This window comes from Streptomyces flavochromogenes (assembly GCF_000717595.1).
Taxonomy (GTDB): domain Bacteria; phylum Actinomycetota; class Actinomycetes; order Streptomycetales; family Streptomycetaceae; genus Streptomyces; species Streptomyces flavochromogenes.
In genome coordinates, this window is record NZ_JNZO01000013.1 from 98,905 (window position 1) to 112,117 (window position 13,213).

General features: G+C 69.9%; 14 protein-coding genes and 1 pseudogene. 4 read left to right on the top strand and 11 right to left on the bottom strand.

The features are described 5' to 3' along the window. Window positions 1-51: 51 nt before the first annotated feature. The 5 genes from IF00_RS0117485 to IF00_RS0117505 all read right to left on the bottom strand — a co-directional run bounded on the left by IF00_RS0117485 (window position 52) and on the right by IF00_RS0117505 (window position 5,912). Window positions 52-4,071 carry a HAMP domain-containing protein gene (locus IF00_RS0117485; RefSeq protein ID WP_030319078.1) on the bottom strand — a complete coding sequence of 1,340 codons (4,020 nt, stop codon included), beginning with the start codon at window positions 4,069-4,071 and terminating at the stop codon, window positions 52-54. Between the two features lie 342 nt (window positions 4,072-4,413). Then, a complete protein-coding gene (locus IF00_RS0117490) occupies window positions 4,414-4,575 on the bottom strand; it encodes a DUF5670 family protein (protein WP_030319080.1) in 162 nt (53 codons plus the stop codon). A gap of 93 nt (window positions 4,576-4,668) precedes the next feature. Next, entirely contained in the window at window positions 4,669-5,046 is a 378-nt protein-coding gene (locus IF00_RS0117495) for a hypothetical protein (protein WP_158710476.1), read from the bottom strand. Between the two features lie 184 nt (window positions 5,047-5,230). Then, on the bottom strand, window positions 5,231-5,605 hold the full coding sequence (locus IF00_RS0117500) for a ribosome maturation factor RimM (protein ID WP_030319085.1): 375 nt from the start codon (window positions 5,603-5,605) through the stop codon (window positions 5,231-5,233). A gap of 82 nt (window positions 5,606-5,687) precedes the next feature. Beyond that, window positions 5,688-5,912: a DUF6458 family protein gene (locus tag IF00_RS0117505; protein ID WP_030319089.1), complete on the bottom strand. Its 225-nt coding sequence runs from the start codon at window positions 5,910-5,912 to the stop codon at window positions 5,688-5,690. Window positions 5,913-6,160: 248 nt separating this feature from the next. Between IF00_RS0117505 and IF00_RS0117510 the strand changes: the two genes are divergently transcribed. The 3 genes from IF00_RS0117510 (at window position 6,161) to IF00_RS0117520 (ending at window position 8,184) form a co-directional block, all read left to right on the top strand. Next, a complete protein-coding gene (locus IF00_RS0117510) occupies window positions 6,161-6,520 on the top strand; it encodes a hypothetical protein (protein ID WP_030319091.1) in 360 nt (119 codons plus the stop codon). A gap of 47 nt (window positions 6,521-6,567) precedes the next feature. Continuing rightward, window positions 6,568-6,714 (top strand): hypothetical protein, encoded by a 147-nt coding sequence (locus IF00_RS46135; protein ID WP_167346867.1) that lies wholly within the window; start codon window positions 6,568-6,570, stop codon window positions 6,712-6,714. Between the two features lie 243 nt (window positions 6,715-6,957). Then, window positions 6,958-8,184 (top strand): PP2C family protein-serine/threonine phosphatase, encoded by a 1,227-nt coding sequence (locus IF00_RS0117520; RefSeq protein WP_245234550.1) that lies wholly within the window; start codon window positions 6,958-6,960, stop codon window positions 8,182-8,184. A gap of 278 nt (window positions 8,185-8,462) precedes the next feature. Here the strand turns inward: IF00_RS0117520 and IF00_RS45050 are convergent, their stop codons facing one another. The 3 genes from IF00_RS45050 to IF00_RS0117540 form a co-directional block, all read right to left on the bottom strand. Beyond that, window positions 8,463-8,897, bottom strand: a complete 435-nt coding sequence (locus tag IF00_RS45050; RefSeq protein WP_037638437.1) for a hypothetical protein — start codon at window positions 8,895-8,897, stop codon at window positions 8,463-8,465. A 117-nt stretch (window positions 8,898-9,014) separates the two neighbouring features. Further along, window positions 9,015-9,359, bottom strand: a complete 345-nt coding sequence (locus IF00_RS0117535; RefSeq protein ID WP_030319098.1) for a hypothetical protein — start codon at window positions 9,357-9,359, stop codon at window positions 9,015-9,017. 424 nt (window positions 9,360-9,783) lie between these two features. Beyond that, entirely contained in the window at window positions 9,784-10,617 is an 834-nt protein-coding gene (locus IF00_RS0117540; RefSeq protein ID WP_030319099.1) for a class II glutamine amidotransferase, read from the bottom strand. A gap of 169 nt (window positions 10,618-10,786) precedes the next feature. Between IF00_RS0117540 and IF00_RS0117545 the strand changes: the two genes are divergently transcribed. Continuing rightward, window positions 10,787-11,317, top strand: a complete 531-nt coding sequence (locus tag IF00_RS0117545) for an SRPBCC family protein (RefSeq protein WP_051820346.1) — start codon at window positions 10,787-10,789, stop codon at window positions 11,315-11,317. Between the two features lie 100 nt (window positions 11,318-11,417). On the opposite strand, the pseudogene IF00_RS43805 reads toward IF00_RS0117545, so the two are convergent. The 3 genes and pseudogenes from IF00_RS43805 to IF00_RS0117555 form a co-directional block, all read right to left on the bottom strand. Next, window positions 11,418-11,633, bottom strand: a pseudogene (locus IF00_RS43805) (DUF6766 family protein); the annotation flags it as partial. 13 nt (window positions 11,634-11,646) lie between these two features. After that, window positions 11,647-11,883 (bottom strand): hypothetical protein, encoded by a 237-nt coding sequence (locus IF00_RS41315; RefSeq protein ID WP_051820348.1) that lies wholly within the window; start codon window positions 11,881-11,883, stop codon window positions 11,647-11,649. Between the two features lie 323 nt (window positions 11,884-12,206). Next, window positions 12,207-13,172: an LLM class F420-dependent oxidoreductase gene (locus tag IF00_RS0117555; RefSeq protein ID WP_030319102.1), complete on the bottom strand. Its 966-nt coding sequence runs from the start codon at window positions 13,170-13,172 to the stop codon at window positions 12,207-12,209. Window positions 13,173-13,213 lie beyond the last annotated feature (41 nt).

Sequence of the window (13,213 nt, forward strand, 5' to 3'; positions counted from 1 at the left end):
GTTCGCCTCGGTGCGCCGGACGGCCCTACGGCGACGGCGACGGTCAGAGGACTACCCATCGTTCAGCCAGCGGCCGACGCAGGCGATGAGCTCGTCGGCGTCGACGGGCTTGGTCACGTAATCGCTGGCGCCCGATGCGAGGCTCTTCTCGCGGTCGCCCGGCATCGCCTTGGCGGTGACCGCGATCACCGGCAGTTCCGCGTACTGCGACAGCTGCCTGATCCGTGCCGTCGCCGTGTAGCCGTCCATCTCCGGCATCATCACGTCCATCAGGACGAGTGACACGGCCGGGTTCGCCAGGAGCGTCTCGATGCCCTTCCGGCCGTTCTCGGCATGCAGCACCGTGACGCCGTGCAGCTCCAGGATGCCGCTGAGGGCGTAGAGGTTGCGGGCGTCGTCGTCGACCACGAGGACGGTCCGGCCGTGCAGCGTGGTGTCGATGGCCTGGGGTGCCGGGGCCCAGTGGTCCCCGCGGACCAGGGGCACGACGTCACCAGGCTGCTCGGCGGACAGGTGCAGAGCGATCCGCTCGCGCAGTTCGTCGAGGCTGGAGAGGAGCTCCAGCGGGCGGCGGCGGGCGAGTTCCTGCAGGGTGCTCTCGTCGTCGGCGAGAAGCCTGCGGTTGTTGTGGGCGAGGACCGGGACCGTACGCAACGCCTCGTCGCCGTCCATGGCGTCGAGGAAGCGCAGCGCGTCGCCGTCCGCCATGTCGACATCGAGCACGACGCAGTGGAACGGCTGGGTGGCGAGCGCGGTGGCCGCCTCCTGGGGACCGACGACCGCGATCAGTTCGATGTCCGCCCGTTCGGCGTGCCCTCCGTCGGCGGAGAGTTGCGCGACCGCGTTCTCGGCGACGACGGCGAGGAGTCCGCGCGGGCGCTCCTCGATCACGAGGAGGCGCCGTGTCGGCCGGGCCGTCGCCGCGCCGGGCCCGGCGGGCAGAGCGAGAGGGGCACCCCGGTCCGGTGCCCGGACAGCGGTGGCCTCCACCGGCCGGGCGGCGGGGTCGGGCGTCTCCGTGAAGTCGGTACGGGTGACGGGCAGGTAGAGGGTGAAGGTGCTGCCTTCGCCGACCACGCTGGTGACCGTGAGGGCACCGCCGAGCAGATACGCGATCTCGCGACTGATGGAGAGGCCCAGCCCGGTGCCCCCGTACTTCCGGTTGGTCGTCCCGTCGGCCTGCTGGAAGGCGCCGAAGATGGCCTCCAGGTTCTCGGGGGCGATGCCGATGCCGGTGTCCGTCACGCGGAAGGCGACGACGGGGCCGCCCCGCTGGACGGACACGGGGAGCTCGTTGTCCGATGCCGGTTCGATACGGAGTTCGACGCTGCCGTGCTCGGTGAACTTGACGGCGTTCGACAGCAGGTTCCGCAGCACCTGCCGGAGCCGCGAGTCGTCGGTGACCAGGTCGACGGGGACACCGGCGGCCGTGGCGACCGAGAACGCGAGGCTCTTCTGCGAGGTGAGGGGACGGAAGGTCGCCTCGACATAGTCGAAGAGCCTGCGCAGGGGCACGCGCTCCGGGTTGAGGTCCATCTTCCCGGCCTCCACCTTGGACAGGTCGAGGATGTCGTTGATCAGCTGCAGCAGGTCGGATCCGGCGGAGTGGATGATGCCGGCGTACTCGACCTGCTTGGCCGTGAGGTTGCGGGTCGGGTTCTGGGCCAGCAACTGAGCCAGGATCAGGAGGCTGTTGAGCGGGGTACGCAGTTCGTGGCTCATGTTCGCCAGGAACTCGGACTTGTACGTCGAGGCCAACGCGAGTTGCTGGGCGCGGTCTTCGAGCTCCTGCCGGGCCTGCTCGATCTGGAGGTTCTTGGCCTCGATGTCGCGATTCTGAGTGACGAGCAGGGCCGCCTTCTCCTCCAGCTCGGCGTTGGAGCGCTGGAGCTCCTCCTGCTGCACCTGGAGTTCCTCGGTGCGCGAGCGGAGTTCGCCTGCCAGCCTCTGGGACTCGTCGAGGAGTTCGTCGGTTCGGGCGTTGGCGACGATGGTGCTGAGATTGACCCCCACCGTCTCCATGAGCTGCTCCAGGAAGTCCCTGTGCACGGAGGTGAAGGGGCTGAAGGACATGAGCTCGATGACGCCGAGCACCTGGTCCTCGACGACGACCGGCAGCACCACGAGACTGCCCCGGGCCGTGCTGCCGAGTCCCGAGGAGATCGTGACGTAGTCGGCGGGGACGTTCTCGGCGGCGATGGTGCGGCGCCCGCGGGCGGCCTGTCCCACGAGCGACTCCCCCAGCCGGAACCGGTCGCGCCACTGGTCTTCGGAGGGTCGCCCGTAGGAGCCGACGAGGCCGAGTTCGACGCCGCCCGCTCCTTCCTCGGCCAGGTAGAACGCGCCGTACTGAGCGGCGACGAGGGGGGTCAGCTCGTCCATGACGAGATCCGCGACGACGGCCAGATCCCGGTGGCCCTGCATCAGTGCGGAGATCCGGGCCAGGCTGGACTTCAGCCAGTCCTGTTCCTGATTGGCCCGCGTCGTCTCGCGCAGCGAGCCGACCATCGCGTTGATGTTGTCCTTGAGTTCGGCCACCTCGCCCGAGGCCTCGACGGTGATCGAGCGGGTCAGGTCGCCCTCGGCCACGGCGCTGGCGACCTCGGCGATGGCGCGAACCTGGCGGGTGAGGTTGCCGGCCAGCTCGTTGACGTTCTCGGTCAGCCGCTTCCAGGTCCCCGAGACGCCCTCGACCTCGGCCTGTCCCCCGAGCCGGCCCTCGCTGCCGACCTCACGGGCGACGCGGGTGACCTCGGCGGCGAAGGCCGACAGCTGGTCGACCATCGTGTTGATGGTCGTCTTGAGTTCGAGGATCTCGCCGCGGGCGTCGACGTCGATCTTCCTGGAGAGGTCGCCGTTGGCGACGGCCGTGGTGACCTGGGCGATGTTCCGGACCTGACCGGTCAGGTTGTTCGCCATGGAGTTGACGTTGTCGGTGAGGTCCTTCCAGGTGCCGGCCACGTTCGGCACCCGGGCCTGGCCACCGAGCCGGCCCTCGGTGCCCACCTCGCGGGCGACGCGGGTCACCTCGTCGGCGAAGGCCGACAGCGTGTCCACCATGGTGTTGATGGTGTCGGCGAGCGCGGCGACCTCGCCCTTGGCCTCCACGGTGATCCGCCGGGAGAGGTCACCGCGTGCCACGGAGTTGGCGACCTGGGCGATCGAACGCACCTGCCCGGTGAGGTTGGACGCCATCACGTTGACGTTGTCCGTCAGGTCCTTCCACGTACCCGAGGCACCCCGGACCGTGGCCTGCCCACCGAGGTTGCCCTCGGTGCCCACCTCGCGGGCGACGCGGGTCACCTCGTCGGCGAAGGCCGACAGCTGGTCGACCATCGTGTTGATGGTCGTCTTCAGCTCCAGGATCTCGCCGCGGGCGTCGACGTCGACCTTCTTCGACAGATCGCCGTTGGCGACCGCGGTCGCGACATGGGCGATCGCCCTCACCTGAGCGGTGAGGTTCCCCGCCATGGAGTTGACGGAATCGGTCAGATCGCGCCAGGTGCCTGAAGCGCCCTTCACGTCGGCCTGCCCGCCGAGAATGCCCTCCGTGCCCACGTCTCGGGCCATACGCGTGACCTCGTCGGCGAAGGAGGAGAGCTGGTCGACCATCGTGTTGATGGTGTTCTTGAGCTCCAGGATCTCGCCGTGCGCGTCCACGTCGATCTTCTGGGAGAGGTCTCCCCTGGCGACCGCGGTGGCCACCTGGGCGATGTCCCGGACCTGTGTGGTGAGGTTGCCGGCCATCGCGTTCACCGAGTCGGTGAGGTCTGCCCAGGTCCCGGAGACGCCGGGCACCACGGCCTGCCCGCCCAGTGTCCCCTCCGTGCCGACCTCGCGGGCGACCCGCGTCACCTCTGAGGTGAACAGGGAGAGCTGGTCGATCATCCCGTTGAACACCGTGGAGATCTCGCCCATCAGGCCATCCGCCCCGTCGGGCAGACGGGTACCGAAGTCACCGTCCCGCACCGCCGTGAGTCCCGCCAGGAGCTGTCGAAGCTCGGGCTCGCCCACCGCGGCCGGCCCAGGCCGCACCCGGGTCGAGGAGCCTTCGGTCGTGGTCTCAGACATGCCCCATCCTCGTTCGCCAACAAGATTCCGCTTACGGACCGTTCGACCCCGGTCACCAGGCCGGACGCCCGCTCCCCCAGGACGAGTCCGGCCACGATCGTTGCCGCACGGCAATGATGACGACACTACCCCTCCGTGATCGACAAGAGGAGGGCGGTGACGCGTCAGACGGCCGGAACAAGCCGTCGGCCCGGGTTCCACGGGCCACAGGATGGCGTTCCGAGGGCGATGCGGCGCTGACCGTCCGAGCACGCGGACGAGCCCGGCACGCTCCGTTCGGAGCGTGCCGGGCTCGTTCATGGCGGGGGTGGATCCATCCCGCCGGTGGACTACGGAGACCGCCTACCAGCGGTACCAGCGGCCCGTGCCGCCCTTCGGTCGGGCCACGAAGCCCAGCAGCCACAGGACGAGAACGATCACGGCGATCCACCAGAGCGCCTTGATCGCGAAGCCGGCGCCGAAGAGCAGCAGGATGAGCAGGAGAACAAGTATCAGGGGGAGCATGTGCATCTACCTCCGAAGGACGGTGGTGAAAGAGACGGATGGACGGGGTACGGGGTGGACGCGCCGCCGGGAAGGGCCGGGGGCCTCTCTTCCTCAGAAGCGGCGTTCGAAGAACAGGGCCACCGGTCCGAGGCGGCGTCGCCCTGCCCGCCGGCCCATCGCGTACGCGAGGGTGAGTGCGGCCGCCGCGCCGGCGACGGCACCCGCCGTCGCCGCCTTGTGCGCACGACCTTCGGTCCAGAGCGTGTTCCCGGCGCCGCGGACCGCCTGCGCGGCCGTACGGCCCTTCTCGGGGAAGAGGTCGGGGAGGGCACGCAGCTCTCCCGTGCCCGCGTGGACCTCCGACGTTGCGGGGCCGTACGCCTCCGCCGTGTCGGGTCCGTACGTCTCCGCCATGGCCGGATAGTCCGGCACCGCGTACGGCCCGGTCCAGGGGAACGGGTTCTGTCCACTCTTCTCCGAAGCACTCATGAGGGCCGTCTCACCGGAGTCGCCTGCAGTAAACCTGGTGCGTCGTACGCGCGGCACCTCGTGTCCCCCGTGGTGTCGCGCGACAGACCCCGCACCACGACGGACGTACGACGGCGTGGGCCGGACAGAGACTCGTCCGGCCCACGCCGTCGTGTGACCTGGGGGAAACCCCGGCCAGGGCTTGTCAGATGGCCCCGGTGCCGCCCGAGAAGGGGCCGCCGGTGCGGTAGTGTTGGCTGATCTCCTCGCGGTACTGCTGGTCTGCGAGGTGCTTGTCGGAGACGAACTCGGGAGCGTCCTTCACCTGTTGCTCGGTCAGGGCGAGGTGGATCGTGTAGTTCTCAAGATCGACGCGCGTCACGGCGCTCGCCGGGATCAGCACCTCCTTCCCGAAGATCCAGGCTCCCGTGTCCACGACCAGATAGGCGTCGTCCACCTCGTCGGAGTGCTTGTCCACCTTGCCGATGTGTCCGTCGGCCGCCTCGACCCGCCATCCGGTGAGGTCGATGCCCGCCAGGTGGCCGGACTCCGTGCTGTAGGACCAGATGTGATCGGTCATCACTGTCACTCCTCTGTCGTTGTGCGTCGTCACGTCTGTCGTTGTGCGTCGTCACGTCACGGCACCGAACGCGCGGGCCTCCTCAGAGCAGGTCACGCCGGTCGTCGTCGGTGACCGTGGGCGCGACGGGCGGGACCACCATCCGGCGGCGGCGAAGGACGCTCGTGTACACGGCGGTTCCGAGGAATCCGACCGCCATGAGAATCAGGCCGACCAGATCGAGGTCGACCGCTTCGAGCTCCCAGTCGGACGCGAAGGTGAGAATGGCGCCGACTGCGATCATGATGATGAACAGTCCCAGGCCCATGGTTGCTCCTCCCATACGGGTTGGACAGCGTCCGCGTACCCGGCCCTCCGGGGATCATTCCGCCGTCCCCAGGCCCGGTCGGGCCCGATCCCCTGTCCCGGCATCAGGAAACAGGCGGGCAGGCCGGATCGCCCTGGAGAACTTCGCGATCGGGCGGATCCGTTGGTGTGGGACGGCGACGGCGGGCAACACGGAGTGGCAGAGCACGAAGCCCGGTGGCACTCACCCTCGACGGAAGGAAGGCATCCATGGCGCACGACATCTGGACCTACGGAGAGACCGCGGCCCATGCGGCGCATCTCGACCTGACCGGGTACAGGGTCGAGGCCACGGACGGGTTCGCGGGCACGGTCGACACCCACGAGCCCACGGCCGGCCGGGCCCATGTCGTGGTGGACACGGCTCCCTGGATCCCCGGCAGACGCGTCATCGTTCCGGCGGGCGTCGTGACCGCGGTCGACTCCGGCACGGAGAGGCTCCACATCGGCTGTTCCAAGCAGCGGATCGAGAAGGCCCCGCCGTTCGAACCCGGCCCCGACCACGACCGGGACGACGAGCGGCCGCACCGGATGGGGCTCGTCGACTACTACCTCGCGTTCTTCCGATAGGCGATCCCCCGCAAGACCTCCCGCCCTGGCGATCCAAGGAGATTCCCATGACCGCACTGCTGACCCGTATCAAGCGATTCGCCCACAGCCCCCAGGGCCGTAGCGCGGCGGCGTCCGTCCGCCGGGCCGCCGCCGACCCCCGCAGGCGCACCCAGGTGCAGCGCCTCCTCTCCAAGCTGCGCGGCCACCGCTGACGGCTGCCGACCCGGCCCTGCAGGCCGGTGGAACGACGCCCCGCGCGACGTACGGCGCGGGGCGTCGCCGCGCCCGCCGACACCCCGGACGAGGCACGCGCATGAGCGCTGTTCCGTGGGCCGGCCTCGTGGAAGCGCCCCGGTCGCGCGCGGCGCCCGCCGCGGTCGGTCCTGTTCCGGCGCATGATGAGCAGGTCACCGGGGTCGGCCCGGTGACCGGCGGCGAAAGGCAGGCTGGTGCCGGTGGAGAACGACACTCTGGGCTCGGTCCTTGCCGACGTGATGGCCTCGGCCCACCGCCTCGCGCCCCGCGCGATCCCCGGTCTCGTACAGGACGCCGGCCGGCGGCTGGGGCTGTCCGGTGCCCGCGTGTACGTGTCCGACCTGCAGCAGCGCGATCTCGTCGCGCTGCCGGCTTCCGAGCAGGCGCAAAGGTCCACCGCCGACGGCGGGACCACGGACCTGGAGACACTGCCCATCGACAACTCGCTCGCCGGACGCGCCTACCGCACCGAAACCGTGCAGCTGAGCCGTCCGGACGCCGACGACTCCGAACGGACGGGATGGATCCCGGTCGTGGACGGCATCGGCCGGGTGGGGGCGCTGCGCGTGACCGCGCCGGAACTCGATGCCTCCCTGCTGCACCGGTGCGAGGCCCTCGCCGACCTGGTCGCCATGATCCTGGCGGCGAAGCAGCCGTACAGCGACCTCCTGGCCCAGACCATGCGCACCCGGCCGATGAGCCTGCAGGCCGAGCTGCTGTGGGCCTTCCTGCCACCGCGCACCATCGGCACCGCGGCGGTGACGTCCAGCGCGGTCCTGGAACCCGCGTACGAGGTGGGCGGGGACGCGTACGACCACAGCCTGGCCGGAGAAGTGCTGCACCTGACGCTTCTGGACGCCATGGGCCACGACCTCGCGTCCGGCGGCTGCAGCGCCACGGCGCTGGCCGCCTGCCGCTCCGCCCGGCGTGCAGGCGGCCGCCTCGACGACATCGCCGTAGAGATCGACCGCACCTTGGACCGGTGGATCCCGGGGCGCCTGCTGACCTGCGTCATCGCGAACCTCGACACCACCACCGGCCGACTGGACTGGATCAACTGCGGCCACCCTTCACCGCTGCTGATCCGTGACCGCCGCGTGGTGACCGGCGCACTCGACCGCACCCCCCATCCACCACTCGGGCTGACCGGCTATGACCTGCCGCCCCCGCCCGTCCACAGCACCCACCTGCAGCCCGGCGACCGACTGCTGCTGTTCACCGACGGTGTCACCGACGCACGCTCCGCCGCCGGCGAGCTGTTCGGCGAACTACGCCTGGCCGACGCCGTCGTCCGTGCCCTGACCGACGGCCTCCCCGCGCCCGAAGCCCTGCGGCGCCTCATCCAGCAGATCCTCGTGCACCAGGACCAACGCCTGCACGACGACGCCACCCTGCTCCTCGCCGAATGGCACCCCCCGCACCGTTGAACCCACCGGCACAGGACTCGGTCCTGCACCGGTGGGACCGGCTGACGCGGCCGTCGACCGGGCACCAGGCGCTACACCTCCCGGTCCTTCGGCTCCGAGGCCTCAGGCGGCCTCCCTCTCAGTCGGTAGACATCGTGGCTGGCCCCCCAGACCAGGCGACGGAGCAGCACGACAGACCATTCGAGACGGGCTGCTCTCAGCCGGGTCGCGGACGTCCACAGCCGGTGAACCCTCCCGAGCCTCGCGTACGCGGCCGCTCTCCTCTCTCGCTCCTTCATTCATCTTCCGGCCCGTGGCTCGAGTGCGGCATAGACCTCGTGTGGGGAGAACAGCGTTCCCCGCCCATCGGGTGGTACGAGCCACGAGAGGCCGGTGACCCTCCGGCCTGGGTCGGGGACGGCCAGCCAGGTGCCGGTCGTCAGGTACCGGGCCGCCCGCCCAGGCCTCGTGACCGGGCTGCCCGGAGTCATCAACAGCAGGAGTTCCCGACGCCTGCTGTCGCGGAGCACCGGGCCGGTCGTCGAACGCCCGCAGCGGGCGACCGCGTTCAGCAGGCTGTGTCCCAGTGCCTCCGGGACGGCGAGGGCGTCCCAGAGCCGCCCCGCCGGCAGGAGCACCACACCCCGTTCGCTCAGCCTCCACTCGCTCAGACACACGGCGGGGTCGTCGCAGACGGAGGCCAGCCACCGTACCGACCGCACAGAGGAATTCATCTCTACGTACCTCGTTCCCGGTTTCAGCCGACGAAGTGGCTGACTATCCCGGACCGGAAGCGGCCTGAGCAGGGAGGCGGAGCATGGCGAATTCAACCGGCCGACTCTTGTGATGTGTCAGTGGGTGCCAGACCGGCCGAGCCATCGGCGGAGCGCACTGTGGGTGGTGTCGTCCAGGGTGGACAGCACCTCGATGGCGTCGAGGTCGCCCGGCAGGGGTGCGATCCCCGCCGTGGTGAGAGCGGCGTGGAGCTCCAGCCGGCGGCGGTCGACCGGCTGGAGACGGTCGGACAGGCCGCTTGAAGGCGCGGCATCCGGCTCGAGCCAGTCGTCGCGGTCCATGGTGCCGAAGGCCGCCGACGTCTCCCCGGGCCGGTCGTCGAGGTACACGGCGGGGAAGCGGTACGGGTCGAGGTCCAACAGTGCGCGCGGAGCCGTGGTGAGCGCCTGGAACTCGGTCATGAGCGTCTCCTCAGTCGTCGGGCAACGTGCAGATGACGACGACGTGAACACTGCCGGCCGTTGCGATCCGAGAGGAAAGCCACCCGGATGCCCCCTATGGCATTTCGTCACAAGTGAGATGAGTCCACAGACGCCAGCGCGGTCCGGCGAGGGAGGACCGCAGGATCTCGCCGTGGTGGGGCCACCACCGACCGAAGCCGTCCTTCGGCGTCCCGCCGTTCACGAGGTGTGCGGCCGGAAGAGAGTCACGAGGTGTTCGGCCGGGGCAGAGAGCCGGGCTGACGCCGCCCGTGGCGCCGCGCCGCCGCCCGGAAGGGGGGAAGGCCGGACGGCGGCTTTCGAGCGCGCGCTCCACCGGCGGCTGCCCCGTCAGGCGGGACGTACACCTCTGGGGGACGCGGGACGCGATGGCCGGCGTCCCGGTTCATCTCGGCGAGAAGGGAACATAGTCCGCGGCCGAGCCTGAAGGAATGACCGCGTAGCTGCCCTCGGGCAGTTCGTTCCACACCCCCGGCAGATCGCCCAGGGGCTCGGAGACCACGATGCGGGTCTCGTCGGAGATCTCCCGCAGGTAGTCCAGCTCGGGGTGAAGGCGCCGCACGGTCTCGGCCCGGCTGCTGTAGAAGAGCGACCGGGCACTGCCCTGACTGGAGTAGCGGAATGCCCATACGCGCTCTCCGTCACTCACGGCCACCGTCATCTGCAGAGGTTCCGGGACGCCGTGACTCTTGCCGAGGCGCTCGACCAAGCCGGCCATGCGGGCGACCGCTCCCGGGACGTCCTGGTCGAGGCCGAAGGTGACGGCCAGGTAGAACATCACCTCGGAGTCCGTCGACCCCTCCATGGAGGGAAAGAGCACCGGGTCGACGGCCATGCACAGGTCCCGCTGCAGCCGGGGAAAGTCCGCGATGGCTCCGTTGTGCATCCACAGCCAGCGACCGTGGCGAAACGGATGGCAGTTCGTCTGCTGGACCGCGGAGCCCGTGGAGGCTCGGACGTGGGCGAAGAACAGGGAAGAGCGGACATGGGACGCGAGCTCCCGCAAGTTGCGGTTGTTCCAGGCCGGTCCGACATCGCGGAAGACCGCCGGCGTCCCGTCGCCGTCCGAGCCGTACCAACCGACTCCGAAACCGTCACCGTTGGTCGACTCGACCCCCATCCGCGCGTGGAGGCTCTGGTTGATCAGAGAGTGCTCAGGGCGGTAGAGCACGGCGTCGAGCAACAGGGGCGAACCCGAGTACGCGAGCCAGCGGCACATACGGACCATCCCTTTCGAGGTCTGCTCCGAGCCTACGCCGGTCACCGCTGTCACGGGCCGCAGGGCGTTGCGCCCCTCACGGGCGACCGATTTCGCGAGTATCACCCTGCATGACGGGTAGGCGCCGAATTGTCCGCAGACAGCCCACGGATCACGGAGGAGAATTCTCGTGAGCATGGTGAAGGAATCGATCGACGTCGACATACCGCTGCACCACGTGTACAACCAGTGGACGCAGTTCGAGGAGTTCCCGAGCTTCATGGAGGGCGTGGAAGACGTTCGCCAGCTCGACGACAAGCACTGCCACTGGAGGACGAAGGTCGGTGGCGTCGAGCGTGAGTTCGACACCGAGATCGTCGACCAGCTGCCGGACGAACGGATCTCCTGGCGGACGGTGGGCGGCGACGCCAAGCAGAAGGGAGTCGTCACCTTCCAGAGCCTCGACGAGGGGCACACGCGGGTGATCCTCGCCATGGACTTCCAGCCGGAGGGCATGGCCGAGCGGGCGGGCGACATGATGGGCATCCTCGACCGCAGGGTCAAGGGCGATCTTCGGAGGTTCAAGGGCTTCATCGAGGAGCGAGGACGGGAAACCGGCGGATGGCGCGGCCGCATCACTCCCGGACAGGCCGGCTCGCCTGGACAGACCGGCTCGGGCACGAACCTCTCCGGGAGCGTCGGCCTTCCGATGGACGAATGAGAACCGTGCCCTGACCCTCCGGCCCACGGCGCCGTAGAGCCGCGGTCCCACGGAACCCTGGCCTTCCGGCCCTACCGGACCGGCTCTGCCGTCGCCGACGTCACCCCTCGATGCCGGTGGCCTCGTGCGAGGCCCCTACAGGCTTGGATTCGGGTGAGCCGCGCCGGCGCAGGTAGACGGAGAGGATGGCCATCGCCGCCACGGTCAGGAGTTCCGACTGCCAGTTCTGCAGGGAGCGGTTCCAGAAGTCCGCGGAGGCGAGGTACGAGTGCCAAACGACGGGCGCCTGCAGTTGCCGGAGCCGAAGTTGTCGAAGGCGGCGGCGCCCCTCATGCCCCCTTCAGGGTGCAGCGGTACGGCTGTTCGCCCGGCTCGGGTAGCCAGCCGGCGGCCGTGACCCGCCAGCCCGCGTCGAACAGCGACAGGAACAGGGGCTCGCCGTGAAGACGGAGCAGGGCCTGCCTGCCGTACACGTCCACGCTCCGCACACCGCCGCCGTGCGGCAGGTCCCGCGACGCCGACGCCTGCTCGCACGGCCGTTCCTCGTCCTCTTCGGAGCTGCTCACGGCTCGCGGGAGCGAGCAGCGCGCAGGCCGCGCGGAAGCGTCCGGATCCCAGGGATTCCTCGAAGGAGCGGCCCGCTCGGGTCGCTCCGTCCTGGCGCGCCTGGGGCGCGCCGCAGACGGAGAGGACCCACTGCCCGCAGAGGCGGCGCCGAGGGGGCCGGGATGTCACTCTGCTCCTCCGCCACGATCCGCCGACGCGGCGCCGGACCTCGGCGCCGCGTCTCCAGACATGCCCCCGAGCGACCGTCGTAGGAGATCGCGCCGCCGAATGGCCTCGCATCTCACCCGATGCGGCCATCGCCCCCGGGTCCTCACGCAGGTCCTCACAGCTCCCGCAGGGCCGGCAGAAGCTTCGTCTCTGCCCAGTTCAAGAAGGGTTCTTGTCGGTCGCCGCCGATCTGGATCAGGGCGATCTCGGTGAATCCGGCGTCACGGTAGGGGCGTACCGCATCGACGAAGGCATCCACGTCGTCGCCGCAGGGGATCGCATCCGCGACGTCCTCGGGCCTGGTGTGCTGCGAGGCCTGGTCGAAGGCCGCGGGGCCCGGGAGCTCGGCGTTGACCTTCCAGCCCCCGAGCGCCCAGCGGAACTGGTCGTGCGCCCGGGCCACCGCCGCTGCGCGGTCGGGGCCGTAGGAGACCGGGAGCTGGCCCACGCACGGTTTGCCGGAACCTCCGGACGCGCCGAACGCCGTCACCAGCTCCTTCCTCGGCTCGGTGGCGATGAGCAGGTCGCCGTGGCGGCCGGCGACCTCGCAGGAGCGGTCTCCGGAGACGGCGATCCCGATCGGGGGCGGATCGTCGGGGAGATCCCAGATCCTGGCGTTCTCGACGTCGAAGTGGAGGCCGTGGTGGCTGACGTACCCGCCGTCGAACAGGGAACGGATGATCCCCACGGATTCCTCGAGCATGTCCAGGCGGACGTGGGCGGCGGGCCAGCCGGCGCCGACGATGTGCTCGTTGAGGTTCTCGCCCGAGCCCAGGCCCAGCCGGAATCGCCCCTGGGACAGGAGCTGCATCGTGGCCGCCTTCTGGGCGACCACGGCGGGGTGGTAGCGGAAGGTCGGGCAGGTCACGTACGTCATGAGCGGGATCCGGGAGGTAGCCTGCGCGGCGGCGCCCAGCACGCTCCACGCGTAGGGCGCGTGCCCTTGGGCCTCCAGCCAGGGGAAGGAGTGGTCGGAGACGACGGAGAAGTCGAATCCTGCCCGCTCCGCCCCCACCACATGGTCGACCAGGTCCCGGGGTCCGGCCTGCTCGGTCATCATCGTGTACCCGATGTGCACCATATCGGGCGGCTTTCCGCTTCGATCGTCCTCAAACGTGCGGC

Coding starts and splice junctions, on each gene's coding strand:
- IF00_RS0117485 (WP_030319078.1), bottom strand. CDS start 4,071: ATGTCTGAGACCACGACCGAAGGCTCCTCGACCCGGGTGCGGCCTGGG.
- IF00_RS0117490 (WP_030319080.1), bottom strand. CDS start 4,575: ATGCTCCCCCTGATACTTGTTCTCCTGCTCATCCTGCTGCTCTTCGGC.
- IF00_RS0117495 (WP_158710476.1), bottom strand. CDS start 5,046: ATGAGTGCTTCGGAGAAGAGTGGACAGAACCCGTTCCCCTGGACCGGG.
- IF00_RS0117500 (WP_030319085.1), bottom strand. CDS start 5,605: ATGACCGATCACATCTGGTCCTACAGCACGGAGTCCGGCCACCTGGCG.
- IF00_RS0117505 (WP_030319089.1), bottom strand. CDS start 5,912: ATGGGCCTGGGACTGTTCATCATCATGATCGCAGTCGGCGCCATTCTC.
- IF00_RS0117510 (WP_030319091.1), top strand. CDS start 6,161: ATGGCGCACGACATCTGGACCTACGGAGAGACCGCGGCCCATGCGGCG.
- IF00_RS46135 (WP_167346867.1), top strand. CDS start 6,568: ATGACCGCACTGCTGACCCGTATCAAGCGATTCGCCCACAGCCCCCAG.
- IF00_RS45050 (WP_037638437.1), bottom strand. CDS start 8,897: ATGAATTCCTCTGTGCGGTCGGTACGGTGGCTGGCCTCCGTCTGCGAC.
- IF00_RS0117535 (WP_030319098.1), bottom strand. CDS start 9,359: ATGACCGAGTTCCAGGCGCTCACCACGGCTCCGCGCGCACTGTTGGAC.
- IF00_RS0117540 (WP_030319099.1), bottom strand. CDS start 10,617: ATGTGCCGCTGGCTCGCGTACTCGGGTTCGCCCCTGTTGCTCGACGCC.
- IF00_RS0117555 (WP_030319102.1), bottom strand. CDS start 13,172: ATGGTGCACATCGGGTACACGATGATGACCGAGCAGGCCGGACCCCGG.